This is a genomic window from Halomonas salinarum (assembly GCF_012062845.1).
GTDB lineage: Bacteria > Pseudomonadota > Gammaproteobacteria > Pseudomonadales > Halomonadaceae > Onishia > Onishia salinarum.
This window is the reverse complement of the sequence record NZ_WWNB01000005.1, coordinates 111,876-138,573: the sequence shown is the minus strand read 5'-3', so window position 1 is coordinate 138,573 and position 26,698 is coordinate 111,876. Positions and strand designations below refer to the sequence as shown.

The following is a 26,698-nucleotide window of genomic DNA, read 5'->3' as shown; positions in this document are numbered from 1 at the left end:
GGCAGTCAATGCGAGTGGATACCCGCCCGGATAGCCTATGGCAGCGACTGATCTGGCCGGTGCTTTGGCCTCTGTTGTTGGCTGAGGCGTGTCTGGTCACGCTGTGTGGTGTCGCCTGGATCATGATCTGGCGAGCATCGCTTTCAGCGCAGAGTGCGTCTCTTGCGTTGGCCTTGCTGATGCTGGTGATGCTTGTTGGTACAGGACTGATTGTCAGCATTTTTCTGGTCATGGTTCGGCATCGTCTACAGCGCTGGGAAACTCATCTCGGCGTTCCCTATGAACGCCTCGAGAGGCTTCTGCGCGAAGTTCAAAAAGAGCTGCCCAGTTGGTTGAAGCCGAAGCGCGTTCAACTCGGCGGGGCCCAGACGGGAAGCCCAGTAACGCGGCTGGAATCGCTGCTCGACAGCCTCGATACCCTATTGAGCCGACTGACCGAACGTCCTCAGCTCGAGCAGATGCTGGTCGGCTTGCCAATGCCGGCCTTCATCATGCGCAATGACATGTTGGTTGACGCCAACACGGCCTTTGAGAAACTGATGGGCTGCACCAAGGCGGATCTCAAGGGGCTGGGTACCCAGTGCATGCTTCGCTGCGAAGAACCTGGTGCCGAATGGACCAAGGTGAGGTTGCATGATAGTCAGGGAGGCTGGCACGGCTTGCGCATGCTGTCGTTGCGCGACCGTCACGATCATGAGCTGGGTATCCTCGACACGCAGGACAATGCGCCGGATTATTCTGGCCAGTTAGTCCAGGCACGTGATCGAGCGCGCGAGGATTCGCGCCTCAAGTCCACTTACATGAGTCTGTTGCAGCGCGAGCTCGAACCTGTCGTGCAAGAACTCCGCGAGTATTTTACTGATGAGGGCACGTCTCCCGGGCAGGAGCGCCTGCGCGAGCGATTGGCCGATATTGCCGCCCTGGTCACCAACCTTTCTGAGCCGACGCCCGAGTTACTGGGCAAATCCGATACGGCGGCGCAGCCTGCCCGTGCGCCGTACTGGCCTAGCGTCCTGGTGGTCGACGATGGGCCAGTGAATAGCATGCTGGCGCGTAATGTCCTTGAGTCCGAAGGGTTTAATGTCGATGTGGCCGAGAGCGGCGAACAGGCGCTGACGCTGATGGCAGACCGGTTCTATGACCTGGTGTTCATGGATATTTACATGCCGACGCTTGATGGCCTGGAGACCAGTCGTCGCTGGCGAGCCCTCGAAGCTGAAAACGGCGGAGATGAGCGCAGCGTGCTGATCGCCTTGACCGCCAATGCAAGCGAAGCCGACCGTGACAACTTCAAGGCGGCGGGTATGGACGATCATCTGGCCAAGCCTTACCGGCCGCAGGCCCTGGTCAAGATGGTCAGGCGTTGGCTGCCGGGGCTCGAGCTGCCCTCAGATTGAGGGCAGCGCCTGCAATCAAGGCTTTTCCGGTTTCTCTTGTCGTCACTCTTTTCTTTACTCTTTCTTCACTACGCTTGGATGCAAGATGCTGAATTACCCCACGATCGACCCGGTGGCCATTGCCCTAGGCCCCTTCAAGGTGCATTGGTATGGCCTGATGTACGTGATTGGTTTCATCGCTGCCTGGTGGCTGGGTCGGCGTCGTGCCAGCCGGGTTGGGCTAACCGGCGATGATGTGGGGGATCTGATTTTCTATTCCGCTGTCGGTGTCATTGTTGGCGGCCGGCTGGGGTATGCCTTTTTTTATGGGCTTGATCGTTTGCTTGCGGACCCGCTATGGCTGTTTCAGGTCTGGGATGGCGGTATGAGCTTTCACGGTGGCTTGATTGGCGTGCTGGTGGCTGCCCTGTTGTTTGCACGCAAGCATCGCCTGGCCTTCTTGCAGCTGACGGATTTCGTGGCACCGCTGGTTCCTATCGGCCTGGGGGCAGGGCGCATGGGGAATTTTATCAATGCCGAGCTTCCCGGGCGGGTGACCGACCTGCCCTGGGGCATGCCGTTTCCGGGCATGGGGCCTGCCCCCCGTCATCCCTCTTCGCTTTACGAGGCCTTGCTCGAAGGCGTGGTGCTCTTCGTGATTCTGTGGTGGGTTTCCGCGACGCCGCGACGCCGTGGCCTGGTATCAGGGCTTTTTCTCACGGGTTACGGCAGTTTCCGCTTTCTGGTCGAGTTCGTGCGGTTGCCGGACCCGCAGCTTGGCTTTATCGCCTGGAACTGGCTGACCATGGGCATGCTGCTATCACTGCCGATGATCCTTGGTGGCTTACTGCTGATGCTCTGGTCTCGCCATCGCGGGGTAGACGATATGCGCAGCTCCGGTCCGGCGAGTGCCTGAGCCTTAATAGGGTGGCACTTTCAGCATCAAGAGGTTTTCCTGAAGCATTGGCCGCCGATTCGCTGACTCAGTACACTAGGCCTTTTTGCCACAACCTTCGGCGATCCCCTGATGTCCGACGACCCGCATAAGACAGCCTCGGGTGCCGCTTTGGCGCTCGAGCAACCCTATCTGGATCTGATGCGCCATGTGCTTGAGCATGGCGCGTTAAAACATGACCGCACAGGTGTCGGCACCCAGAGTGTGTTCGGCCACCAGATGCGCTTCGATCTTGCCCGTGGCTTTCCGTTGCTGACCACCAAGAAGTTGCACCTGCGCTCGATCATTCATGAGTTGCTGTGGTTTCTGGCCGGCGATACCAATATCGCTTACCTGAAAGAGCATGGTGTGCGGATATGGGACGAATGGGCCGATGAAAACGGCGATCTGGGGCCGGTATACGGGTATCAATGGCGTAGCTGGCCGCATCCCAGCGGTGGGCATGTCGACCAGATCGCCAAGTTGATCGAACAGATCAAGCACAACCCAGATTCGCGCCGTCTGATCGTTTCTGCCTGGAACCCGGCACTGGTCGACGAGATGGCGCTGCCACCGTGTCATGCGCTCTTCCAGTTTTATGTCAACGACGGTCGTTTGTCCTGCCAGCTCTATCAGCGCAGCGCCGATATTTTCCTGGGCGTGCCCTTCAACATAGCAAGCTACGCACTGCTGACCCAGATGATCGCGCAGGTCTGCGGTCTCGCCCCGGGGGAGTTCATTCATACCCTGGGGGATGCCCACCTCTACACGAACCATCTGGAACAGGCAGAGTTGCAGCTCTCCCGCACGCCGCTGGCCGCTCCTTCGCTGTGGCTCAATCCGGAAATCAACGACCTGTTCGCTTTCCGTTTCGATGACATTCGTATTGATGGCTACGAGGCACATCCCCCTATCAAGGCCAAGGTGGCGGTATGAGCGAGACCCCTATGAATGACGCCCTGGAAACTTTCGAGACCGTCGTGCCGGTGGCGATGATTGCTGCCATGTCCCGTAACCGGGTGATCGGGGTAGATAATCAGCTGCCCTGGTATCTTCCCGAGGATCTCAAGTTCTTCAAGGTCATGACCCAGGGCAAACCCCTTGTCATGGGTCGCAAGACCTTCGAATCGATCGGCCGTCCGTTGCCGGGACGACGCAATATCGTCATCACCCGCGATCCCGACTTCGAGCATCCGGGGGTGAGTGTCTGTCATGATCTGGTCAGTGCGCTTGATCTTGCTGACCAGCAGGCGATCATCGATGGCGTCGAGGAAATCATGGTGATGGGTGGTGCTCAGATCTATGCTCAGGCCTTGTCATATGCCAGCAGACTCTACCTCACCGAAGTCGATATCACCCTTGAGGGTGATGCCTTCTTCCCCGAGTTCGAGCATGCATCCTGGCACCAGCAGCAGGCCGTTGACGGTGAGCCTGCAGAGGGGCAGCCGGCCTATGCCTTCTGCGTGTATCAACGCATCTAGTGGCGTTGATCAGCGCTGGCGGTTGTCGATTAGCGCTAGTGGTTGTCGAGGAAACCTGGCGGGCGTTGTTTGCCAGTGGTGATTTCGCCCGGCCAGGGTTTGTCAGGAATGCCGGGTTGGCACACACTTGCCTGGAACCGTTCAAATCGACGGGCCTCGTCTGAAAGGCATTCGAGCGGTCAATCTTTGGTCGAACCGGCCTGGATGACCCAGGCTAAACGAATCAGTCCGAGCGGCTTGGCCTAGTGACCCGGCCTGAGTGACTCGGCCTGAGAGACTCGTGGTGGTTGGCTTGGTCCAGTTGATCTGGAATAGCCGATTATTGTGAGACGCGCATGGAGGGGCATGCCTTGAATAATGAACGTACCGCGACCTTGCTGGCGACGCTTGAAGTCTGCGCCAACGAGCATCTTGATGCGTTAGTCAGGGCGCGGAATCAGGTCGTGGCACTGCAAGAGCAGAAGCGTCAGCTGGAAGTCCGCAATCGCGAGCTCGAACAGCATAGTCTTGAGCTTGAGCGACGTAGCCATGAGCTTAAGCAGCAACATCATGAACTTGCCCTCAAGCACCAGGCGCTTGAAGAGAAGTGCCGTGAGCTTGAAGAAAAGTTTGCGCGCGCACCGCATACCGCGGATGGCCATGCCCATCCGCGCAGTCAGGGACTTAAAGCCTTGCTGTCGCACCGGGCTCGGCCAGGGAATCAAGAGGCGCCAGCGGTAAGCCTGGATGAGACGCCGGTTGATGGTTCATTGCCTGAAAGCCGCCATGCGGCGTCGACAAGCACGCCAGGTGGCGAGCCATCGGGGGCGTCGCTTCCTGAGCCACATGCCAATGAAACAGCACCGCAGGCTTCGCTGCCGGAAGGTGAGCTACCATCCCCCCAGGCGCTCCTGAACCAATGGTATCGCCGTTATCCCGATGCCTTCTTCAAGGGGCATACTCGCCCTCTGCGGGTCGGGATTCATGAGGACCTGCTAAGCCGTGAGCCCTGGCCCGAGAAGCTTGTCCGCCGCGCGCTTGCCTGTTATGTCCACCTGCCGCGTTACTTGAAGGCGGTACGCGAGAACGCCGAGCGGGTCGGGCTTGATGGCGAAGCCGCTGGACCGGTTACCGAAGGCGAGGCGCGCTATGCACGCAAGAAGCTCGATGAGCTGCGTGCCCAGCAGCAGAACGAGCGCTCGGGTGCGAAGCGCAGTGCTGAAAAGACGGCTGACAAGGCGAAAGAAGATAAGCGAGAGCCCAGGCAACGCCATGGCCAGAACAGTCAAGCGGCTGGCAAGCCGTCGACGAAGGCCGGCCGGCCAAAGGGCGCTGAGCGGGGTAGAGCGCCTGCCCAAGATGCCAAGCATGATGGCGCCCATGATACCCGGCCGACGGTGCCTGTGACTGAACCCTCAGAGGTTTCAGCCTCGGATGCCCCCGCTGATCGCCTGGAGCGCAAGCTCGGGGCGCTGCTCGCCAAGCACTCCCCGCGCTGACACCAGAAAGCGTTGATACCAAAGGCTTGGTGTCGACGCTTCCCCTATGGATGATGTGATGCCGCTGGCCGTCATAGCGGTGTCATTCGTGCGTGCCAGGCTCTGGATGCTGAATGATCCGCCAGCGGACAGACTCGCGGGGTAAGGGTTCCATATGCGCAGTGCATCGAGATTAAAAACAGTGTTTTTTCTTGTTGCACTCCGCAAAATCCCGGTATATGGTTTGCCTGCGAGCATTGGATTATAACAAGGCCACAATCGGATAGACGTTTGGGCTCTAAGCAAATTGCCCTGGCGGGAAAAGCCGAAAGGCCGGCTGCTTCAAGCAGCAAGTACGATCGAAACCTTAAGCTAGTTACATAATTAGTCACATAAAGGACTTATCGCGATGAAAAAGACACTCCTAGCGACTGCTATCGCCGGTGCCATGGTAGTTTCCGCCTCCGCTTCCGCTGCTACCGTCTATAACCAGGACGGCACCAAGCTCGACATCTACGGCAACATCCAGATTGCCTATGCCAACACCAACGGTTCCGACGGTGAATCCACCGACGAAATCGCCGATAACGGTTCCACCTTCGGCTTCGCTGCAGAGCACGCGGTCAGCAGCGATGTGACCGGCTACCTGAAGCTCGAGTTTGACGACTTCCAGGCTGACGAGCAGAAAATTGCCGGCCGTGACTCTGGTGACCAAGCCTACGTTGGTGCCAAGGGCTACTTTGGTGACGTGCGTCTCGGCTCCTATGACCCGCTGATCGACGACTGGATTCAGGATCCGGTTACCAACAACGAATACTTCGATGCTTCTGACTCTAACAGCCAGATCGCCGCTGTCGGCACTAATGATCGCGAAGGCGACAAAGTGACCTACACTTCACCGTCCTTCGGTGGTCTGCAGTTCGCCCTGGGTACCCAGTTCAAGGGCGATAACGAAGAAAACGAATTTGGCAGCGCTGCTGACAACGAAGAGTACACAGTTAAAGCTGATTCTAACGCTTCCTTCTTCGGTGGTGCCAAGTACACTGCGGGCGCTTTCTCCATCGCCGCAGCTTACGACAACCTCGATAACTACGACGCTACTATCGAATCTGCCGGCACTAGCGCTGATTACACCGCTGGTCAGGAGTACGATGCTGGCGACCAGTACGGTATCACCGCTCAGTACACCATGAACGCTCTGCGCGTTGCCTTGAAGCTTGAGCGTTTCCAGGCTGAAGAAGATGACGTCAGTGACGTCAACTACTATGGTATTGGCGCACGTTACGGCTATGGCATGGGCGATATCTACGGTGCCTATCAGTACGTCGACGTGGGTGCAGGAACCTTCCTGAGCGAACTGGACCAGACTGTTCAGGACGAGCAGGATCGTAACGATACTCGTAACGAAGTTATTCTTGGCGCTACCTACAATATCTCCAGCGCCATGTACACCTGGGCCGAAGTCGCGACCTACGACAAGGCCAACGACGAAGACGACGGTTTCGCTACCGGTATCACCTATCTCTTCTAAGACTGCCGCATGCGGGGTTTGACCCCGCAGCCTCAGGCTTATATAACGAAAGCCGGCCCTTGGGCCGGCTTTTTTCGTCTTGATGCGAGGTTCCATGAAACAGCCTATTGTCACCGGGGTACTCATTGCCCTAGGCCTATCCATTGCCAGCGCCACGGCCTTGGCCAGTACCGCCGAAGAACGTTTTCGCGAGGAAGGACGCGGCATGGATCTGACCGGCTTCTTCAAGTCGGAAAACGATGCCCGCAGCCAGAACTTCAACTACGACGGTCAATACGAGCATGCCTTCAGCGTCGACTCAGCCGGCGAGTACCTGCTTGAAAGCAGAGTGCCTGGAGGTCAGTCCGACGATTATCGCGTCGAGGCGACGCTACTCGATGACGAGGGTGCCGTGATCGCCCGCGGCCAGGGCCTTGGACAGAGTGGTGGCCTTGCCATGCGTCAGCGCCTTGAGCCCGGTGACTATGTGTTGCGGGTCGAGGGCCAGAAATATGGCTCGAAGGGCAAGCAGGGCAACAGCTACTTTATCACCGTCGCGGGCATCGATACCCAGGGTAATCGCACCGATGCCGTGAGCGATGGCGAGGGTCTCTTTGTCCGAGAAAGTGCGGAGGGCGAGCGCAGTGCCTTTATCCGCAACGGCGATACCGTGGCTGCCTTGTCGGCGCCGTCAGGGGCAGTAACACCCAATGCACCAGAGCCAGCAACGGCCAGCGAGAATGCGGCAGACCCCTCAGCGCCCGAGCCCGCCGCCGAGCCGGCAGAGCCCTCAAATGCCGCGCAGCCGAGTCAGGATCAGGCGTTCCAGGAAATCGTGACCGATGTGAAGATTCGCGCACGGAAGGCGGTGCTTTCCTTTGCGGTGCAAGAGGCCGGCACCGTCGCCATCACGACCTCGACCTACCCAAGCGGCTATGAAGATACCTACCGGATCGAACTTGAAGTGCGGGATGACGCCGGTCGAGTCGTGGCTCGCGATGCCGGTGAAGGTTTCGATGGCGATGTGGATCTCGAGGCGCGCCTGGAGCCGGGTCAGTATCGTGTCTGGGTCAACGGTCAGAAATTTGGCTCGGCGATGAGCGGCGTCAATAACTATGAGCTACGTATTCGCCAGCTCGACTAACGACCACTGTGACTGCCTGGCGCCTTGTGAGTATGCGCGCTTGCGGCACTGAATCAGGGGGTGATAGGTAAGCGGTAGAGTAAGGGTCTGGCCGTCTTGGCAGACCCTTCTTTATGAGCGGTGCCTGATAGCCTCAACTGTCGTGACGTTCTTCCAGCATCATGCGGATCAAGGCTTCCAGCTCCTCTACCTGGGCTTCCAGGGCCTCGACTCGGGGTTTATCCGATGTGGACGTCTGCTCGCTTATTTCCTCCATGCGTTCTTCCACGACAACTGAATCCATCGCCAGTGCAGTACCGGCCATCAAGAGAGAAGCCAGCACGCCTGCGGTCATGGCCTTAACGTAAATGAGCGTCTTCATGTTGTACCTCGCTTTATTGCCCCTGCCGTTTCAACCGCTGGATGGGGCCTAGTAGTAATCGAGCCTCGTAGTGTTGATATCACAAGGCTTCATCTTCAAGGCCCTGTCGTGGGCCTTGAGTCTTGGTGGCGGCAATGATGAATACCTTACAGGCATCGTGTGGAAAGCTCTGCCGAACCTGCCTTGCTTGTCGAAGCCTGATTAGGTGAGAACAACACGTCGAGCTTGGCGCTACTTTGACACTGGCTATCTGGCGATACCCGTAGCTAAGTCGCACGCAGCTAGTAGTAGAATCAGAAAAAGGGGCGGTGCCAGGAGTAGTATTAACCGACTTCTTTCATGATAAAGTGGCGGCCATATTCACGAGTGATTGGTTGCCAAGAGTATGCTGCGAATCTTCGGTACGCTTCATTCCCGTCTCATGTTGTGGATTGGCATCGGCTGGAGCGTGCTGGTCGTTTCGACCTTGGCTTTTACTTACTTGACGGGTAGTGAGCTAATCCGCCAGGCCAATATCAGTCACTTGAATTATGAAGCCAGCCTGATCGCTCGTCAGGTGGATCGATCCATCGATCAGCGTATTTCCATGCTCGAGTATCTTGCCGAGCAAGTGGCTCCAAAGATGCCGCTAGCCCCTGGCGAGTCACTGATCGACATCCCGTCATTGTTGGTAAAATTTGACCGTCTGGCCGTGGTCTCATCCGAAGGCCGCATGGTCGACAGTTACCCTCAACTGGAAAGCCTGCAAGGCGTTGACGTCAGCGATCGTGACTATTTTCGTTTTGGCCGGGCAGTGGGCAGACCTCACATCAGCGAACCTCTTATCAGCCGAGGGTCGGGAGAGCCGATTATCTCCATTGCTGTGCCCCTGGCGGATAACGAGGGGGATTTTGCCGGCCAATTGCTCGGTGCTGTCAGTGTCGATTCCAGCAATTTCTTCGATAGTTTGAACCGTGTTCGTATCGGCAATGATGGCTTTGCTTCTCTGATCAGCTCCTCTGGCATCGTGATTTCCCACCCTGACGATGACCTGGTGATGAAGACACTTCGCGACAGCAGTGACGACAATCTGCTGAATCTCGCGCTGCTTGGCTGGCATGGCGCCGGAGAAGGCGTGCTGGCGAGTGGTGATAGGGCCTTGCATGCCTATGCTCAAGCCTGGACTCCAGGCTGGGTCGTCAAGGTGACTCAGCCCATGAACCAAGTGCAGGCGCCGATAGCGCTTCTGGTGAACAATCTCTGGTGGGCGGGCCTGGCAACCATCGTGTTGTTGATGCCGCTCATCTGGTGGCTGTTGAAGTTGGCGTTGGCATCGCTGCATCGTCTTGAATATCAGATAGGCCAGGTGACCGCCGGTGAGCGCCAGCGCGTCGACATACGCAGCAATTTGCGGGAGCTGAGCCAGTTGGCTACCACCTTCAATCGTCTTCAGCGCCAGCGCGAAGAGGCCACCGCAAGCCTCAATGAGCGCCAGGCCTTTCTCGATGCGGTGTTGGCTTCTTCTCCGGTAGGCATGTTTGTGGCATCACCAAAGGGGCAGGTGGAATACGTCAACCCGGCGCTTGCTGAGCTCACGGGACATCAGATTGACGATCAGCAGAACGTGAATTGGATGTTGTATATTCACCCCGATGATCATGATGATTTTGTCGATCTGTGGCGCGACGCCGTGTACAGAGAACGTGACTTTATAAGGCAGTTCCGGTACGTGCTAACGAGTGGGGAGGTGCTTTGGCTAGAGGTGCATGCCGGCCAGGTGCGCAAGGGAACAGCGGTGCTGGGTCACGTGGGTACCGTCAAAGATATTACGCGGCGCCGTGAACAAGAGGCCCTGCAGCGCTGGGAGGCCGAGCACGACCCGCTGACTGGCCTGCTCAATCGTCGCGGTTTCGAGCGTCGCCTTGAAGAGGCCTTTCTCGAGTGGCAGCAGCAACATCAACAATCGGTATTGATGATGTTTGATCTCGATCACTTCAAACCCATCAATGACGAAGGGGGGCACGCTCTGGGTGATGAGATGCTGCGGGCCATTGCCGAGGCCATGACGCCGCTGGTACGCAAGAGTGACTATGTGGCGCGCCAAGGGGGTGATGAGTTCGCGGTGCTTATGCCAAGCTGTACGCTTGAGCAGGCGCGAACCGTATCGAGGCGGTTGCTGGAAACGGTGTCGGATCTGCGCGTGTCAGCTGAGAACAAGGACTATAGCGTGACCTTGAGCTTGGGATCTGCCTGCTTCCTCTCGTCTGACACGACCATCGACGAGATTCTGGCCCGCGCCGACGATGCCAGCTATCAGGCCAAGCGGCAGGGGCGCAACCAGATAATTGAAAGTGGCTTGTCAGTCTGATGGCTCGCCATGGCCGGAAAGTGCTGAAAGCACTGGCAGTTCAACGGTCGTAGGTTGATGTTGATTATTGCAGTGAGCGCGTGCTCTTTGCGTCGCAACGCTGGTCAGTGGCCTTTGCAATAGTGCGGATAGCTCACCAGCTTCGGGATGTCATAATCCGCGTCTTGTCCAAGGAAAAGCCCCGACCAAATGGCCGGGGCTTTTCCCATGGTATCCATCTTGTATCTGCTTATCTTGCCATCGGAGCAGTGTCCGAGGAGTCCAGAACATGTGGCTACCATGGGATTGTATGGCGCCCCCTGAAGGATTTGAACCTTCGACCTATCCCTTAGGAGGGGATTGCTCTATCCAGCTGAGCTAAGGGGGCGGGGAAAGGGCTGCATTATAAGCATCTGATGGCGCCAGATAAACCCGTATCTTGCTGTTTACCCCCGTCTCAACGGGTAACGGGACGAGGCCGAGGGTGCCATGTAGCGCTCATGCAGTTGGTCATAGGGCATCGGCTTGTCGATCCAATAGCCCTGTGCCATATCGCATCCCAGCGCCCTTACGTTGCTCAGTTGTTCTTCGGTCTCGATACCCTCGGCGAGCACCTGGCGCTGCATGGCATGTCCCATGGCGATGATACCGCTGATAAACAGACGCTGATCCTGGCGCGCATCTACATGCATGATCGCGCTGCGGTCGATCTTGATCGTGTTCAGGGGGAGTTGGCTTGCGTAGGTAATGGAGGAAATGCCGGAGCCGAAGTCATCCAGGGCGACGAGTGCACCCAGCTGTCGGGCTTCGCTGAGAAGACTGCACGCCAAGTCCAGGTCATGGAAGTGCGTGGACTCGAGGACTTCGGCGACCAGGAAGGGGGTGTTGAGGTCATAGCGGTGACGTGTGGCAGATAGTGCTTCGATGAAGGCGCCCGTCTCGATCTGGTCTTGACTCAGATTGACACTGACCATGACATGATAATCCAGTTGTCGCAGTCGGCTTGCCACCTGGCCGGCTTGATCAATCAGCCAGCGCCCAAATGGCAGGCTCAGCGACGAATGCAGAAGGGTATCGATGAAATGCTGGGAGCCTAGCATGCCCTGGTCGGGATGCCGCCAACGAACCAGCGCTTCAACACTGACGATTTCATCGGTCGCCATGGACAGGATAGGCTGGAAATACAGTTCGAGCTCGCCTCGCTCAAAGGCCGCCTTGATTCGCACATAGGCATCTTCGGCCATGGACTCGGTCCGCTGCGTATCCGCTACGGCAATGCGATTCTTGCCTTTCTGCTTGGCGTCATACATGGCGGCATCGGCGGCGTCCAGCAGGGCCGAGCTGCCCGTCTCGTGCGTGGTCGTAAAGGCAATGCCGATCGAGGCCGATACCGTGACCTTTTCGCCGTTGTCGAGGGCATAGGGCTGGATGATGTCATCGAGCACCTTCTGTGCGACCTTGCTCGCCTTGTCGACCGTGCCGAGGCCGCTCAGTGCAATCACGAATTCATCGCCACCGAATCGAGCCGTCAGGTCATTGGCGCGCATCAGTCGCTTGAGTCGTCGGCTGATCTCGACCAGCAATTCGTCACCCGTGGAATGGCCGAAACGGTCATTGATCGGCTTGAAATCATCGAGGTCGAGAAACAGAACGGCAATGCCGGTCTGCGTAAACTCCAGGCTCTCGAGCTGTCGCTCGAGCAGGATGTCGAAGTGGCTGCGATTGAAAAGACCGGTCAGCATGTCGTAGCTGGCCATGCGCTCGAGTCGCGCCTGATTCATATGGCGCTGGGTGATGTCGCGAAATACCCCGATATAGTTGATGATCACGCCATTGCCGTCGCGGATGGCTGAAATCGTCGTATTTTCGATCAGCTGGCTACCATCCTTGCGCGTATTCCATATATCGCCGGTCCAGAAGCCGCGCGCCTCGACCGCGGCGAACATGCTCTGGTAGAACCCTGAGTCATGCTTGCCTGAAGACAATAGGTTGGGCTGCTTGCCCAACACTTCTTCGCGCGAATAGCCGGTCAGTCGGGTGAACGCCGGGTTGGTATCGACAATCCGTTTCTGGGCATCGGTGACCAGAATGCCGTCATGCGTATTGTGGAATACGGCCTGGTTCAACTTCATTTGTTGCCAGGCTCGCTCGCGCTCGGAGACATCCCGCTGTAGCCCGACCAGGTAGCGTCGTCCCGAGTCGCCATAAAGTGCCGAGAGACTCAATTCATTCCAGAACTCGCTGCCATCCCTGCGCCGGTTTTTTAGCGTCAGGGTGATTGGCGTGCTCTGTCGAATGGCCGTGCGAAGTTGCTGAATGGCTGACGGGTCGGTGTCCTCGTCTTGAAGAAAACGGCAGGAGCGACCAATGACGTCTTCGCGGCGATACCCGGTGAGCGTCTCGAAGGCCTCGTTGACGTAAATCAGGGGGGAGTCTTGAATATCGCCGTCGGCCACTGAAATTGCCTGGCCGGGCGTATCAAGCAGTCTGGTTAGTTGGTCGGGCAGGGTGGCAAGGTGGGTCAATGGTGGCCTCCCGGCGTGAACACATTATTGACCGGCTATTCTTTCATGAACATAGGCGGCCATTAATGATTTCTGTCAATTAAATCATTAGAATTTTCATTATTTTTCATTAGTCTTTTAATTATACTGTATTGCCTACAGAGTCGGCCATGTGTCTCCCTGAATACGATGAGCTGATTGTCGTTTTCGTCTAGAATATGCGCCTTTTCCTCTGCCAGGAATCCATATGGCTGCAAGCTCCCCCTCCCACTCGCCGACGACGTATCTGTCCGGGCATGGCGATCGCCATTTTGATGGCTTGGCCGACAAGTTTGCGACGGGGCTCTATGGCAGTGTGCGAGGCGATATTCGCCTAGCCGTACTGGATCATCTGTTGCCGAGGTTTCTTGCACTGTCTGGCCAACCCGCGCTGGATGTGGGCGGAGGACTCGGCCAGATGGCGCGCTGGTTCGCTGAACGGGGGCATCCGGTGACGCTGCTCGAGCCCTCGGGCGAGATGCTGGCTCGGGGACGAGAGATGCTGGCTGCCCATGATGTGGGGGTGATTCAGGCTCCGTTGCAGGATCTGGCGGATCAGGCGCCGGGCCCCTGGCCGCTGATTGTCTGCCATGCGGTGCTGGAGTGGCTGTCCGATCCGCGAGGTGCGCTGATGCGGCTGGCGGATGCGTTGGCGCCCGGTGGCCAACTGTCGCTGATGGTCTTCAATCGTGATGCCCTGCGTCTGTCTAATGTGGTCAAAGGCAATTTCGACAAGGTGCTTGATGACCGACTCGCGGGCACCGGCCAGCGTCAGCGCCTGACGCCGATCTCGCCGCTGACGCATGGCCAGATCGAGACCTGGGCCAGCGAAGCAGGGCTGACTCTCACGGCCTGCGCTGGCGTACGTGTCTTCCATGATTATCTCAAGGCGCGCGAGCTCGAGCCTGAGGCGCTCGACAAGCTGGTGGAGCTTGAGCGACGCTACTGCGATGTCGAACCTCATTGGCGCCTTGGCCGCTACCTGCTTTACACCCTGACCCGGCCGGTCGATACCGCCGAGGTGTCTTCATCCTTTTCTTCATCGCCCACCGGAGCCTGACTGATGTCTGCCGAGACGCCCACGTGCCAGCTGTTGGAACGCCAATCCATGGATTACCGTGACTGGCTGTGGGTGGCACCACCCGAGGATACGTGGCTTAAGGATGGCGACGGGCAATTGCTGTCTGCCGATCACAGCGTCGTGGAAAGTTGGAAGATGCAGGGCAAGGTGGCTTTCTCGGCCCTGGAAACCACGCTGCCAGCACCGGCGGGTGCGGTCTTGTTCTGGCCTAAAGCCCATGCCCTGGGGGAGTGGTGGTTGCTCAGACTCTGCCAGGCGCTTCCTGCCGGCACCCCCTTACAGGTAGTGGGTGAAAACAAGGGCGGTATCAAGCGTGTCCTCAAGGTGTTGGCGGCGCTGGGACTTGGCTGTCGCCAGCGAGACAGTGCCCGTCGTTGCACGCTGTTCGAGACCTGCCTCGAGCCCGTGAATCTTGATCCCGACCTGGCCTGGACGCAGTTCGACGCAGAAGGCTTGACGCTCAAGAGCCACCCCGGCGTATTTGGTCACGGCAAGCTTGATGATGGGACTCGGCTGCTGCTCGAGACGCTGCCGCAGGCATTGCCTGATCTTGATGCCGGCGCCCAGAGTGAGGGCCAGACTGGCGCTTGCGTACTCGATGTGGGCTGCGGCGACGGCATTCTCTCAGCCTGGCTGGCGCGCCGCGGTGCCTCGGTGACGGCAGTAGATGTCAATGCCTTCGCGGTAGAAGCGACACGCCGCACCCTTGCTGCCAATCACTTGCCAGGTGAGGCCCTGGAAAGCGATGTCTATTCTCGGCTCGAAGGGCGCCGCTTCGACACCATCGTCAGCAATCCGCCGTTCCATCAGGAGCGAGCGATCGATTATGGCCCGGCCGCACGCTTGATCCGTGAGGCACCCGCGCATCTGGCTCCCGGCGGTCAGCTGGTGATGGTGGCCAATGCCTTCCTGCCTTATCCCGACCTGCTCGAGGCGGCCTTCGGTGGCTTCGAGATCCTCGCCGATGATCGACGCTTTCGGGTATATCGGGCGAAAAAGCGCCGCGGGTAACGCGCGGCGCGCAGGCGCGGATGCCGCGTCTCCAGGCATTCCTGTTCAGTAGGGCGGTCGGAGGGCGGGTCAGTTGCCCTGCGGGTCGCGGTACTGGATGTCGGTGATCACGTAGGTGGTTTCTCCGGCAGGGGCCGCGACCGTCGCTTCTTCGTCCAGTGCCTTGCCTAGCAGGGCCTTGGCCAGGGGGGCATCGACGCTGATCCAATGCTGGTCGCTGCGGGTTTCGTCGTGGCCGACGATGCGGATCTCGAGTTCATCACCGTTCTCATCCTCAAGGGTGACGAAGGCCCCGAAATAGACCTTGCTGGTGTCTGCCGGCAAGCGATCCACCACCTGCAATTCGTCCAGCCGCTTGGTCAGGTAGCGAATGCGCGCGATGACACGGTTCAGCTCTTTCTTGTTGTAGGTATAGTCGGCGTTCTCGCTGCGATCGCCGAGCGCCGCTGCCTCGCCAACCTTGGTTGAAAGGGCAGGGCGCTTTACCCGTGACAGGTGATCGAGTATCCCCTTGAGGCGGGCATGGCCCTCGGCGGTGATCAGGCGGCTCTTGGGCTCCTGACGCGGATCCTTGGCGGGATCTCGCCAGCGTGTCATGTTGCGACCTTTCATGGCATGGCCCTCTTGGCAGTATTGTTGGGTACCTTACGCAAGCCGTGTCGGTGCACCAAGCCCTGGCTGTGCTTGGCAAGGCCTACGACACAAGTCGCGCAGGGAGGCAATCAAACGTTCGTTAGATTGTGATGATCATCACACCCATCCTGTCATAGAGGACGCTCGCCATGTCATCACCTATCGCGCTACTTGCTGCCTTGGCCCTCGGGGGCTGCCTGTCGATGTCGGGACTCGTTCAGGCCGATGACGCAGTCCAGGATCAGTCGGCGTCTCTCAAGGCGTCAAACACGAGTGTTCAGGGCGAGTCGCAGACGTCCACCACTCCCTGGCGGGGCCAGGTGAATGCACTACGGGCGCGGTTTGAGCGTATCAGCACCACTCTCTCAGGGGATGAGCAGGCAGAAGCCCTCGAGGTGCTGGCCGACGAGGCGCGTGGCCTCGGGGAGCGCTACCCCAGCCGGGCGGACGTTCTGGTGTGGCAGGGCATCATCTTCGCCTCCGAAGCACGTGCCAGAGGGGGTGTCAGCGCGCTGGGGCTCGCCAAGGAAGCCAGAGAGGTGCTGGAGCGCGCCGTTAAACTCGACTCCGAAGGAGTCCAGGGCTCGGCCTATGTGACCCTGGGAGCGCTATACGACCGGGCACCGGGCTGGCCGCTGGCCTTTGGCGATGAGGCGACGGCCGAGCGCATGTTCGAGCGGGCGCTGGCAATTCGCCCCACGGGTATCGACGTGCATTTCTATTTTGCCACCTTCCTTGAGGAAGAAGGGCGGCTGGATGAAGCTTGGGCGCATCTTAAACGCGCCATCGTCGGCCAGTCTCGGAAAGCTCGCGTGGCGACCGACGAGGCCTTGCGCGAGCTGGCCATTCGCCGGCTCGCCAAGCGTGGATAATGAACGCGGAAGCGCTCAAACGCCGATGATCGCAATTATGCCGATAGTGTGGACAAAGCCCTGCAAAAACCTGCCGGCAGGGCGCTATTGAACGGGGCAGAACTAGGCAAGAAGCTAGGCAAGAAAGTAGGCAAGAAAGTAGGCAAGAAGGTGCAGTCGCCATCGCATGCAAGACGCGCTGCCAGTGGCTGCGATACGCTTGGTGCCCATGATGCCGACTGATGACCCTACCTCTCTGCCCGATGTGCTCGCTGGCCCGCTGTTGCGCCGCTCAGGTACCGAGCGGCTGGTGCTGTGGCTGGTAGGCACGCGCGCCTTGCCCCTCGAGCTTGTGCTGATGCCCGCGGATGGCGGCGAACGCCGGCGCTACGTGCTGGATGAATCGCAGTGTCGCTGCCTGCCGGTTGGGCGCCATGCGGTCGTTCACCTGCTCGACGTCACGCTTGCGACACCGCTCCCCGAAGACGTGCGCATCGATTATGACCTGGTGATCCGCGATGCGCCTGACGGCGAGCGCAGCATTGCCGACTGGGCGCCCCATCTGTGTTATGAGGATGCCGCACTGCCGGGGTTTGTGATCGCCTCGCGTATCGGTCAGTTGCTGCACGGCTCCTGTCGTAAGCCTCATCATCCCGGTGGCGATGGCCTGGTGCGTGCCGATGAATGGCTCGGCGAGCGCGTTACAGAGGCCGGTGAGCGGCCGGCCTGGCTGTTGATGACCGGTGATCAGATCTATGCCGACGATGTCGCCGGGCCGATGCTTGCCGCCATTCATGCACTGATCGCACGCCTTGGGCTTTATGATGAGGCGCTCGAAGGCGGCGAAGTGAAAGATAGCCCTGAGCTTTATGCCTCGGCGAAGGGCTTCTACGCCCGTGAAACGCTGTTGCCCGATGTTTACAGCTCCGAGGCGCTACGTGAGCGCTTCTTCGGCGGGGTACGCAAGCCGGTCTTCACGACCGCCCATGCACACAATCATCTGATTACCTTTGCCGAAATGCTGGCGATGTATCTTCTGGTCTGGTCACCGGTGCCCTGGCGGCTGATCACACCGGCGATGCCATCCCTCGATGCCAACTACCGCAAGCAGTACGAGGATGAGGCCGTGGTGATCGAGGAGTTTGTGGCCGGCTTGCCGGCCGCGGCACGGGTGATGGCCAATGTGCCAACCCTGATGATTTTCGATGATCATGACGTGACCGATGACTGGAACCTCACCGCTGCCTGGGAGGAAACCGCCTACGGTCATCCCTTCTCGCGGCGAATCATCGGCAACGCGCTGCTGGCGTATCTGCTCTGTCAGGGGGTTGGCAACGACCCTGACCGCCTCGCCGAGCCTGTCGAGGCGCTGGCCGGCCTGCTAGACGATGCGGCGACGCTGCGCGAAGACGGGCAGCCTTACGCGAGCGCGAGCGGCGGATGGCTTGACGCCGAGGCTCAAGATGGGGTGATCGCCGACCTGATGCGCTTCGAGGGCTGGGAGGTTGTCGTACCTGGCACGCCCAAGCTTGTGATGCTCGATACCCGCACCCGGCGCTGGCGCAGCGAAGTACGCCGTCATCGTCCTTCCGGGCTGATGGACTGGGAGGCCCTGTGCGATCTGCAGCAGGAGCTACTCGGCGAGCCCTCGGTGTTGATCGTGTCGCCGGCCCCGATGTTCGGCGTCAAGCTGATCGAAACCGTGCAGAAGCTTTTCGCTCTGGCCGGCAAGCCGTTGCTGGTCGATGCCGAGAACTGGATGGCCCATCGCGGGGCGGCCAGTGTGATGCTCAATATCTTCCGCCATTCACGCACGCCGGGTAACTACGTGATCCTCTCCGGCGACGTGCATTACTCTTTTGTCTACGACATCAAGGTACGTCACCGCGAGCAGGGGCCAACACTTTGGCAGATCACCTCGAGCGGCTTGAAAAACACCTTCCCCGATACTTTGCTCGACTGGTTCGACCGGCTGAATCGCTGGCTTTATGCGCCGCGCTCGCCGCTCAATCGGCTCACCAAGCGCCGGGATTTGCGGATTCGCCCACGCGACCCTGACCGGGCCAAGGCCGGCGAGCGACTGTGGAACGGCGCCGGTATCGGCCTGGTGCGCCTGGATGATCAGGGGCGTCCCCAAGAGGTGCGCCAACTCGACGCTCGCGGCTTTGACGTGCGTTTCCCGCCCCGCGCCGAGCGCTGACGCATGGTAGGGACCTCATGTCCAAGGTTGGCAGGGGGCGGTCGGGTCGGGATAATGTCTCTTTTTGATTGTGACCCGGAGGCCCGATGGGCGAGCATCACGACCCGACACCCGATCTTGCTAAGCCGCGCTTCGGTCAGGCTGATGTCGAGCGCCTGGAAGACGAGTGTCTGCAGCAGGGCTTCTTTCGTCTCGAGCGTCGGCGTCTGCGCCACCGTCGCTTCGAGGGAGGATGGAGCCCCGAGATCGCGCGAGAAGTGCATGTTCGCTTCGATGCCGTGGGCGTGTTGCTCTATGACGTCGAGCGCGACGCCGTGGTGCTCGTCGAACAGATCCGCGCCGGTGCCCTGGATGATGCCGTCAGCCCCTGGAAGCTGGAGCCAGTGGCCGGGCTGGTCAAGCCGGGAGAGTCGCCAGCCGAGGTGGCCAGGCGTGAAGCCATCGAAGAGGCCAACTGTCCAATTGATGAGCTGATCGAGCTGCACCGCTATTACCCGAGCCCTGGCGCCTGCAATGAGCAGGTCACCCTGTTCTGTGGCCTGGTCGACAGTTCTTCGCTCGGGGGCGTGCATGGGCTCGATGAGGAGCACGAAGACATTCAGGTTCATGTGCTACCGTATCTGAAGGCTTGGGAGTTGCTCGACGCTGGTCGACTCGACAATGCCATGTGCCTGATCGCCTTCCACTGGTTGGCGCGCGAGCGGGCCTCACTGCGCGCACGGAGGTAACCCTGTGGCCAGAACCGCCTACGTCACCGATTTGAAGACCTTGCAGGGCGAATGCAGCGCCAACTACCTGCGGCTCAGCCGTTTGCTGGGCGAGCTTGGGGCTGGCGAACAGCGCGATGTCGCCCTGTCCGGACGCGATCAGCGCTTCGGCACGCTACACCTCGAGGTGCTCGAGCATGCCCCTTACACGACCATCGTGCGTGTCAGCCAGTCCGGTGTGCTCGATGCGGTCATCGACCCGCCCTGCATGCGGGTGCACCTCTACCATGATGTGCGCATGGCCGAGGTCACCGATTTCCAGCGTCAGCGTCATTTTCACGGCCGCTACCGCTATCCCAATGCGCGCATGCACCAGCCCGACGAGAAGCTTCAGCTCAATCGCTTCCTGGGCGAATGGCTCGAGCACGGCATGGCGCACGGTCACTCCTTTGATGTCCCGGTGCTGCGCTGATGCGTCTGATTCAAGTCACGGATACACACCTGCATGCCGACCCCAAGGCACGTTCGCGTAACGGCTTTCCGCTGCGCCAACTCCATGCCGTTCTCGAGCATGCGAAGCGACAGCGGCCAGACATACTGATGGTGACCGGTGATGTCAGCCAGGACGAGACCCTGGCCTCTTATGATCACGCTCAGGCGGCCTTTACTTCGGTTGGCTGCCCCTGGTTCTGGTTGCCCGGCAACCATGACCAGCCGGAACTGATGGCAGAATATCGCCAGCTCAATAGTGAGGTCGATCTGGGCCACTGGCGGCTGCTGCTGCTCGATACCCGTGTCCATGGCCAGCCTCATGGTGAGCTGGGTCAGGCCAAGCTGCAGGCGTTGGCCGATCAGCTCGAGGGCGATGATCGCCCGACCATGCTGGTGATGCACCATCCGCCGGTGCTCATCGGCTCGCAGTGGATGGACGAGATCGGCCTTCTTGATCGCGAAGCGTTATGGCAGACACTCGCTGCCTATGGCCAGGTGCGGGCAATCCTCTGTGGCCATATCCACCAGGCCTTCGCCAGTCGTGAGTCGCTTGCCGAGGGTGAAGTGGCTGTCTTTGGCTGCCCGGCCACCACGGATCAGTTCCTGAGTGGCTCGGCGGATTTCGCCGTCGATGAGGCCTCGCGGCCCGGTTACCGTGTGGTCGATTTCAACGAGGATGAACTGACCACCTGGATAGAACGTGTCGATCTATGACGGCCGCTGTATCACCGCCTGAAGCAAGCGCCTCCATTAGCGCCGTTGCTGGGCGCCTTGTTTTCAGTCCTCTCACATGTCAGTCCTTTCACATGGCGTGTGACAGCATTGGACATGGCCGGAAGGCTGATTCGGCATCTTTATAGCTTTTGAAGCTTAAAAGATAGTTCTTCATTCTTTGACGTTATCAGCGCCTCCTCGTTACCCTAGGCTCATTACACTGCCGCGAGTCCGCACCAGCAGGGATTCTCGGCTGGTCGTGTCCCATCAATAGAGCCCGAAACGCCGATGACCGAGTTAACCCCAGAACGCCTGACCCATCTGAAGCAACTCGAAGCCGAGTCCATTCATATCATTCGTGAGGTGGCCGCCGAGTTCGCCAATCCGGTGATGCTCTACTCGATCGGCAAGGACTCCTCGGTGATGCTGCATCTGGCGCGCAAGGCCTTCTATCCGGGCACGCCGCCGTTCCCGCTGATGCACGTCAACACCACCTGGAAGTTCCGCGAGATGATCGAGTTCCGTGACCGCATGGCCAAAGAGGCCGGCATGGAGCTGATCGAGCACATCAACCAGGAAGGTGTCGAGGCGGGCATCAACCCGTTCGACCACGGCAGCTCCAAGTACACCGACATCATGAAGACCGCCTCGCTCAAGCAGGCGCTCGACAAGCATGGTTTCGATGCGGCCTTTGGTGGCGCACGTCGTGACGAGGAAGCCAGTCGCGCCAAGGAGCGTGTCTACTCCTTCCGTGACAAGTTCCACCGTTGGGATCCTAAGAAGCAGCGCCCGGAGCTGTGGAGCATCTACAACGCCAAGGTCGACAAGGGCGAGTCGATCCGCGTCTTCCCGCTTTCCAACTGGACCGAGCTCGATATCTGGCAGTACATCTACCTCGAATCGATCCCCATCGTGCCGCTGTACTTCTCCGCGCCGCGCCCGGTGGTGAATCGCGATGGCATGGACATCATGGTCGACGATGAGCGGATGCCGCTTGCCGAAGGCGAGGTCCCCGAAGAGAAGTGGGTGCGCTTCCGTACCCTGGGGTGCTATCCGCTGACCGGGGCCGTTGAATCCACGGCCACCACGCTGCCCGAGATCATTCAGGAGATGCTCTTGACCCGCACCTCCGAGCGCAGCGGTCGTGCCATCGACCACGACCAGGCCGGTTCAATGGAGAGGAAGAAGCGCGAGGGCTACTTCTAGGCTCGCGCCACCGCCTTTTTCGTTCGCCTTTTTCCGCCGACCGGCGCGCCGCGCTTGATCACTGCGCGTCTCGCCCGTCGGCCAGACTCTTCCGGGATATGTCATGGCTCATCAATCAAATCTGATCGCCGACAACATCGAGCAGTACCTGCTCGAGCACGAGAACAAGGACCTGCTGCGCTTCATTACCTGCGGCAGCGTCGATGACGGCAAGTCGACCCTGATCGGGCGACTGCTGCATGACTCCAAGATGATCTACGAAGATCAGCTCGCCGCCATTACCCAGGCCTCCAAGACCAGCGGCACCACCGGTGACCAGGTCGACCTGGCCCTGCTGGTCGACGGCCTGCAGTCCGAGCGGGAGCAGGGCATCACCATCGATGTCGCCTATCGCTTCTTCTCCACCGACAAGCGCAAGTTCATCATCGCCGACACCCCGGGGCACGAGCAGTACACCCGCAACATGGCCACCGGGGCCTCTACCGCGAGTCTGGCGGTGATTCTGATCGATGCGCGCTATGGCGTGCAGACGCAGACGCGGCGCCACAGCTATATCGCCGACTTGCTGGGCATCCAGCATCTGGTGATCGCGGTCAACAAGATGGATCTGGTCGACTTCAGTGAAGCGCGCTTCAACGAGATCGTCGCCGAATATCAGGCCTTCGCCGGAAACCTCAACGCCCCGGACATCCGCTTCGTGCCGCTGTCCGCGCTGACCGGCGACAACGTGGTCAACGCCAGTGAGCAGATGGACTGGTTCGATGGCGAGCCGCTGCTCTCGCTGCTGGAGACCGTCGAGGTCGCCCACGACAGCAATCTCACCGACCTGCGCCTGCCGGTGCAGTACGTCAACCGTCCGAATCTCGACTTCCGTGGCTACTGCGGCACCCTGGCCGCTGGCGTCTTGCGTCCCGGTCATCCCGTCAAGGCGCTGCCGTCCAACAAGACGAGCAAGGTCGAGCGCATTGTCACCTTCGATGGCGACCTGGATGCGGCCTACCCCGGTCAGGCAATCACGGTGACGCTTGAGGACGAGATCGATATCTCGCGCGGGGACTGGCTGGTTGGCGTGGATGACGAGGTACCGATGTCCAACGCCTTCGAGGCCGATATCGTCTGGATGCATGAAACCGCGCTAGAGCCTGGGCGGCCGTATGATCTCAAGCTCGCCACCCGCGACCTGACCGGCCAGGTGAGCCAGATCGACTATCAGGTCGACGTCAACAGTCTCGAGCACAAGCCGGCCGAGCGGCTCGAGCTCAACGCCATCGGTCGCTGTCAGGTGGAGCTGACCACCGAGGTGCCGGTGGATGACTACCGCCGTAGCCCGGGGACCGGCAGCTTCATCGTCGTCGACCGCCTGACCAACGTCACCGTCGGCGCCGGCATGATCCGTGGTACGTCCAAGGGCAGTGGCCAGGTCAAGGGTGAGGTCGACTGGCAAGCCTTCGAGGTCGAGCTCAACGCCCTGGTGCGCAAGTACTTCCCGCATTGGGAAGCCAAGGATGTGAGCCAGCTGCTAGGGCGCTGAGGCGACGCCGAGCCGAGCGCCGCTCGCAAGACCCCGTCACCCTTGGGTGGCGGGGCTTTTTCATGCTCATGAGGCGAGTCATGAGAGCCGTGTCTTGGGCTAGTCCTTCAGACCCAGGCGCCTGGCCACGCGGTGCAGGTTACCGGCATCAATGCCCAACTCCCTGGCGGTAGCGGCCCAGTTGTCGGCGTTTGCTGCTAAATGGGCCTGAATCAGGCGTCGCTGGAAGTTGTCGGTCGCTTCGCGCAGAGGCAGGTTGAGCGCATCGCTGGTCATAGCTTCTGACGGTGCGCTGGCGGTTTCGCCGGAGACCGGCATCGCCTCGGTTGGCTGATTGGGCAACGCCAGATGGTGTGGCGACAGGCGGAGGATCGTCTGGTGTCGCGCTGCGGAATGGATAGCTCGCTGCTCACCGAGAGCCCTCAGCGCCGCCCGAGCCAGGGTGTGTTCAAGCTCGCGCACGTTGCCCGGCCACTGCCAGGCGGTCAGGGCGGCCATGGCGTGGGCGTCTAGGCGCAGGTTGGCGACGCCGAGGCGTATCCGGTTGTCCTCGAGGAAATGGCCAGCCAGCAGAGAAATATCCTCAGGCCGTTCGCGAAGTGGCGGAACAGCGAGCGGGAAAGCATTCAGGCGGTGGTAAAGATCCTCGCGGAAACGGCCGGCCTCGACCTCGCTTGCCAGATCACGATTGGTGACGGCGATGATGCGCACATCAACGCGTATCGCACGCTCGCTGCCCAGTGGCTGAATCTCGCCTTCCTGCAGGACCCGCAACAGCTTGGGCTGCAGGGCAAGCGGTAGCTCGCCAACCTCATCGAGCATCAGGGTACCGCCATCGGCCATGGCGAAGTGGCCACGCCGCTCCGACATGGCCCCAGAGAATGCACCGCGGCGGTGGCCGAACAGCTCGCTCTCGATCAGGTGCTCGGGCAGGGCGGCGCAGTTGACCTGAACAAGCGGGCCGCCGTGGCGGTGGGAGCGGGCATGCAGGGCACGCGCCACCGCTTCCTTGCCGACCCCGGTCTCGCCATGCAGCAGCACGCTCATGTCGGTGGGCGCCACCAACGACAGGGCATTCATCAGGCGGCTCATGGGCGGGCTGTGCCAGTGTTGCAGGGGGGCCTTGCCCTGTTCGTCTTCCAGCGCCTCGCTGAGCTGGCGGCGCGTGGTGCTGAGTTGCTCCGCTACGCGCAGACAGGTACCGAGCAGGCGCGCGGCAGCCAGTAGCTGATCTTCATCCAGACTGGACAGCCCCTGGACGGTCAGGGCATCGAGCGTCAGCAGGCCAAGCAGCCGATCACCGTCTCTGAGGGCGACGCCCAGGCAGTCATGCACTTGGCTCAAGTCCTCGTCGAGCAGGCCATCGAAGGGGTCGGGCAGGTCGCTGTCGGGGGGAAAGCGGCAAATGCTGGGATGCGCGGCAATGGCGGCCAGGCGCGGGTGTTCCTGTAGTCGGAAAGGGCGGCCCCGCACATCGTCGGGTAGTCCCAGAACTGCTACAGGCCGCAGGACATCCTGATCCATCACCATCAGGGTGCTGGCGTCGGCGCGGGTCTCGCCGACCAGCGTATGCAGCAGCCGAGTCCAGTCACCGTGAAGGGTGTCTTCGGTGTCGCCCTTGGAAAGGCGAGCGAGCAGGTCGCGCAGGGCATCCAGAAAAGAAGTCATATAGATGTCATAATGACAATGGTTTGTCTTTATGACACCAGTTTGGCTGTCATATTGTCAATTGTTACCGCTGAGATCCATTCATCGAGCCACCGGTGAGTCGGGTGGAGTATCGGCACACGCCCCATGGCCCGGGACTTTCGATAATGTTTTGGTGGAATGGGCGTTATTGGCATGGCAGTTGCTCTAGTTGCTGTGAAAACGGGCATGGGACGCGATGTCTCTACTCCCGTATAGCGTTGCAACAAAGGCTGTTGCACCAAGCGACTTTACCCAGAGTGAGAACTTGCATGTTGACCAATGAACAGGAACGCCTGATTGATGCGACTGCCCCTGTGGTGGCCGAGCACCTTGACGCCATTACTCAGCGCTTCTACCCGCTGATGTTCGAACGTTATCCTGACGTCGCGCCACTGTTTAATCAGGCCCACCAGGTCGATGGGGCTCAGCCCAAGGCTCTCGCAGGGGCGGTGCTTGCGTATGTGCAGTTGCGCCGTGATCCCGCCGAGGCGCGCCGGGTGCTGGCCACGGTGGTCAGCAAGCATGTGTCGCTGGACATCCGCCCCGAACAATACCCGATCGTCGGTGAGTGTTTGATGGCGGCGATCGGCGAGGTGTTGGGTGATGCCGTGACACCCGAGATTGCCGATGCCTGGAGCGCGCTCTACGACGAACTGGCCGGGCTGCTGATTGAGCTTGAAGCGCATCGCTACCACGAATTTGCTCAGCGTGAGGGCGGTTGGCGCAGCATGCGGACCTTCCGCATCGCCGCAACCGAACAGGAGAGCTCGGTCATCCGCTCTTTCGTACTGGTCCCTGAAGATGGCGGGCCAGTGGCCGACTTCTCGCCGGGCCAATACATCGGGGTGCGGCTCACGATTGATGGTGAGCCGGTATATCGTCATTACAGCCTCTCGGCCTCACCCAACGGGCGTAGCTATCGGCTGTCGATCAAGCGCGAGGCCGAGGGACGGGTCAGCCGGCATTTCCATGATGTACTGGGCGTTGGCGACACGCTGTCGCTGCTACCGCCAGCCGGGGATCTGACGCTTGCCGAGGGCGATGAGCCACTGATGCTCGCCAGCGGCGGTGTGGGTCAGACGCCAATGTTGCCGCTGGCAACGCAAGCGCTGGAGCAGGGTCGCCACGTCGTTTATCTCCATGCGGCACTGGATCGTGAGCACCATGCCTTCGCCGAGGAGCTCGCGGCGCTGGTGTCGGCCTATCCACAGCAGCTGGAGACCGTGACGCTTTATGAGAACGCAGCGGATGAGACGTCCGTCGATCATGTGGGCCGTCTTGACCGTGAGCTGATCGCACGTTATCTACCGGCGGGCGAGCCGCATTGCTACTTCGTCGGCCCTCAGGGCTTCATGGCCGCGGTTGATAGTGCCCTGGCATCCCTGGGTGTTGCCGAAGACCATCGCCACTTCGAGCATTTCGGGCCCTCGCGCTCGCTTCATGCCGCCTGA

22 protein-coding genes and 1 tRNA gene are annotated in these 26,698 nt (G+C 60.0%); 18 read left to right on the top strand and 5 right to left on the bottom strand.

Annotated features, from left to right (window positions below; translation table 11 throughout):
* Positions 1 to 8 precede the first annotated feature (8 nt).
* From HF027_RS05820 to HF027_RS05790, 7 genes are all read left to right on the top strand, one after another.
* A complete protein-coding gene (locus HF027_RS05820; protein WP_168013780.1) occupies positions 9 to 1,397 on the top strand; it encodes a response regulator in 1,389 nt (462 codons plus the stop codon).
* Between the two features lie 85 nt (positions 1,398 to 1,482).
* Positions 1,483 to 2,292 (top strand): prolipoprotein diacylglyceryl transferase, encoded by an 810-nt coding sequence (gene lgt / locus HF027_RS05815; protein ID WP_168013778.1) that lies wholly within the window; start codon positions 1,483 to 1,485, stop codon positions 2,290 to 2,292.
* Positions 2,293 to 2,403: 111 nt separating this feature from the next.
* Entirely contained in the window at positions 2,404 to 3,246 is an 843-nt protein-coding gene (locus tag HF027_RS05810) for a thymidylate synthase (protein ID WP_168013776.1), read from the top strand.
* The gene (locus HF027_RS05805) at positions 3,243 to 3,791 is read left to right on the top strand and encodes a dihydrofolate reductase (RefSeq protein WP_245184547.1); all 549 of its coding nucleotides are present in this window, start codon (positions 3,243 to 3,245) and stop codon (positions 3,789 to 3,791) included. Before HF027_RS05810 ends, HF027_RS05805 begins: the two co-directional genes overlap by 4 nt.
* Before the next feature lie 350 nt (positions 3,792 to 4,141).
* A complete protein-coding gene (locus HF027_RS05800) occupies positions 4,142 to 5,269 on the top strand; it encodes a ProQ/FINO family protein (protein ID WP_245184544.1) in 1,128 nt (375 codons plus the stop codon).
* A gap of 388 nt (positions 5,270 to 5,657) precedes the next feature.
* Entirely contained in the window at positions 5,658 to 6,779 is a 1,122-nt protein-coding gene (locus HF027_RS05795; RefSeq protein WP_168013772.1) for a porin, read from the top strand.
* 94 nt (positions 6,780 to 6,873) lie between these two features.
* Entirely contained in the window at positions 6,874 to 7,902 is a 1,029-nt protein-coding gene (locus HF027_RS05790) for a hypothetical protein (protein ID WP_168013770.1), read from the top strand.
* Between the two features lie 133 nt (positions 7,903 to 8,035).
* Here the strand turns inward: HF027_RS05790 and HF027_RS05785 are convergent, their stop codons facing one another.
* The gene (locus HF027_RS05785) at positions 8,036 to 8,263 is read right to left on the bottom strand and encodes a hypothetical protein (RefSeq protein WP_168013768.1); all 228 of its coding nucleotides are present in this window, start codon (positions 8,261 to 8,263) and stop codon (positions 8,036 to 8,038) included.
* Positions 8,264 to 8,648: 385 nt separating this feature from the next.
* Between HF027_RS05785 and HF027_RS05780 the strand changes: the two genes are divergently transcribed.
* A complete protein-coding gene (locus tag HF027_RS05780) occupies positions 8,649 to 10,610 on the top strand; it encodes a sensor domain-containing diguanylate cyclase (protein WP_168013766.1) in 1,962 nt (653 codons plus the stop codon).
* A 290-nt stretch (positions 10,611 to 10,900) separates the two neighbouring features.
* Here HF027_RS05780 and HF027_RS05775 read toward each other — a convergent pair.
* A tRNA-Arg gene (locus HF027_RS05775) sits at positions 10,901 to 10,977 on the bottom strand.
* Between the two features lie 58 nt (positions 10,978 to 11,035).
* A complete protein-coding gene (locus HF027_RS05770) occupies positions 11,036 to 13,114 on the bottom strand; it encodes a putative bifunctional diguanylate cyclase/phosphodiesterase (RefSeq protein ID WP_168013756.1) in 2,079 nt (692 codons plus the stop codon).
* Between the two features lie 226 nt (positions 13,115 to 13,340).
* Here HF027_RS05770 and HF027_RS05765 point away from each other — a divergent pair, with 226 nt between their 5' ends.
* Together HF027_RS05765 and HF027_RS05760 are read left to right on the top strand one after the other, a co-directional pair.
* The gene (locus HF027_RS05765) at positions 13,341 to 14,192 is read left to right on the top strand and encodes a methyltransferase domain-containing protein (RefSeq protein ID WP_168013754.1); all 852 of its coding nucleotides are present in this window, start codon (positions 13,341 to 13,343) and stop codon (positions 14,190 to 14,192) included.
* A gap of 3 nt (positions 14,193 to 14,195) precedes the next feature.
* The gene (locus HF027_RS05760; RefSeq protein ID WP_168013752.1) at positions 14,196 to 15,224 is read left to right on the top strand and encodes a methyltransferase; all 1,029 of its coding nucleotides are present in this window, start codon (positions 14,196 to 14,198) and stop codon (positions 15,222 to 15,224) included.
* 69 nt (positions 15,225 to 15,293) lie between these two features.
* Here HF027_RS05760 and greB read toward each other — a convergent pair whose 3' ends face one another.
* Entirely contained in the window at positions 15,294 to 15,836 is a 543-nt protein-coding gene (gene greB / locus HF027_RS05755; RefSeq protein ID WP_168013750.1) for a transcription elongation factor GreB, read from the bottom strand.
* A gap of 170 nt (positions 15,837 to 16,006) precedes the next feature.
* Here greB and HF027_RS05750 point away from each other — a divergent pair, with 170 nt between their 5' ends.
* The 7 genes from HF027_RS05750 to cysN all read left to right on the top strand — a co-directional run bounded on the left by HF027_RS05750 (position 16,007) and on the right by cysN (position 23,558).
* Positions 16,007 to 16,729, top strand: a complete 723-nt coding sequence (locus HF027_RS05750) for a hypothetical protein (protein WP_245184542.1) — start codon at positions 16,007 to 16,009, stop codon at positions 16,727 to 16,729.
* A 211-nt stretch (positions 16,730 to 16,940) separates the two neighbouring features.
* The gene (locus HF027_RS05745; protein WP_425338668.1) at positions 16,941 to 18,908 is read left to right on the top strand and encodes an alkaline phosphatase D family protein; all 1,968 of its coding nucleotides are present in this window, start codon (positions 16,941 to 16,943) and stop codon (positions 18,906 to 18,908) included.
* Positions 18,909 to 18,994: 86 nt separating this feature from the next.
* On the top strand, positions 18,995 to 19,636 hold the full coding sequence (locus tag HF027_RS05740) for an NUDIX domain-containing protein (RefSeq protein ID WP_168013748.1): 642 nt from the start codon (positions 18,995 to 18,997) through the stop codon (positions 19,634 to 19,636).
* Between the two features lie 4 nt (positions 19,637 to 19,640).
* The gene (locus tag HF027_RS05735; protein ID WP_168013746.1) at positions 19,641 to 20,087 is read left to right on the top strand and encodes a DUF1249 domain-containing protein; all 447 of its coding nucleotides are present in this window, start codon (positions 19,641 to 19,643) and stop codon (positions 20,085 to 20,087) included.
* Entirely contained in the window at positions 20,087 to 20,821 is a 735-nt protein-coding gene (locus HF027_RS05730; protein ID WP_168013744.1) for a metallophosphoesterase, read from the top strand. The genes HF027_RS05735 and HF027_RS05730 overlap by 1 nt, the downstream gene beginning before the upstream one ends.
* 288 nt (positions 20,822 to 21,109) lie before the next feature.
* Positions 21,110 to 22,027, top strand: a complete 918-nt coding sequence (cysD, locus tag HF027_RS05725) for a sulfate adenylyltransferase subunit CysD (RefSeq protein WP_168013742.1) — start codon at positions 21,110 to 21,112, stop codon at positions 22,025 to 22,027.
* A gap of 103 nt (positions 22,028 to 22,130) precedes the next feature.
* Positions 22,131 to 23,558 (top strand): sulfate adenylyltransferase subunit CysN, encoded by a 1,428-nt coding sequence (cysN, locus tag HF027_RS05720; RefSeq protein WP_168013740.1) that lies wholly within the window; start codon positions 22,131 to 22,133, stop codon positions 23,556 to 23,558.
* Between the two features lie 99 nt (positions 23,559 to 23,657).
* On the opposite strand, the gene norR is transcribed toward cysN, so the two are convergent.
* Positions 23,658 to 25,226: a nitric oxide reductase transcriptional regulator NorR gene (norR, locus tag HF027_RS05715; RefSeq protein WP_168013738.1), complete on the bottom strand. Its 1,569-nt coding sequence runs from the start codon at positions 25,224 to 25,226 to the stop codon at positions 23,658 to 23,660.
* A 290-nt stretch (positions 25,227 to 25,516) separates the two neighbouring features.
* Here norR and hmpA point away from each other — a divergent pair, with 290 nt between their 5' ends.
* Complete coding sequence (gene hmpA / locus HF027_RS05710) at positions 25,517 to 26,698, top strand: NO-inducible flavohemoprotein (protein ID WP_168013736.1); 1,182 nt, start codon at positions 25,517 to 25,519, stop codon at positions 26,696 to 26,698.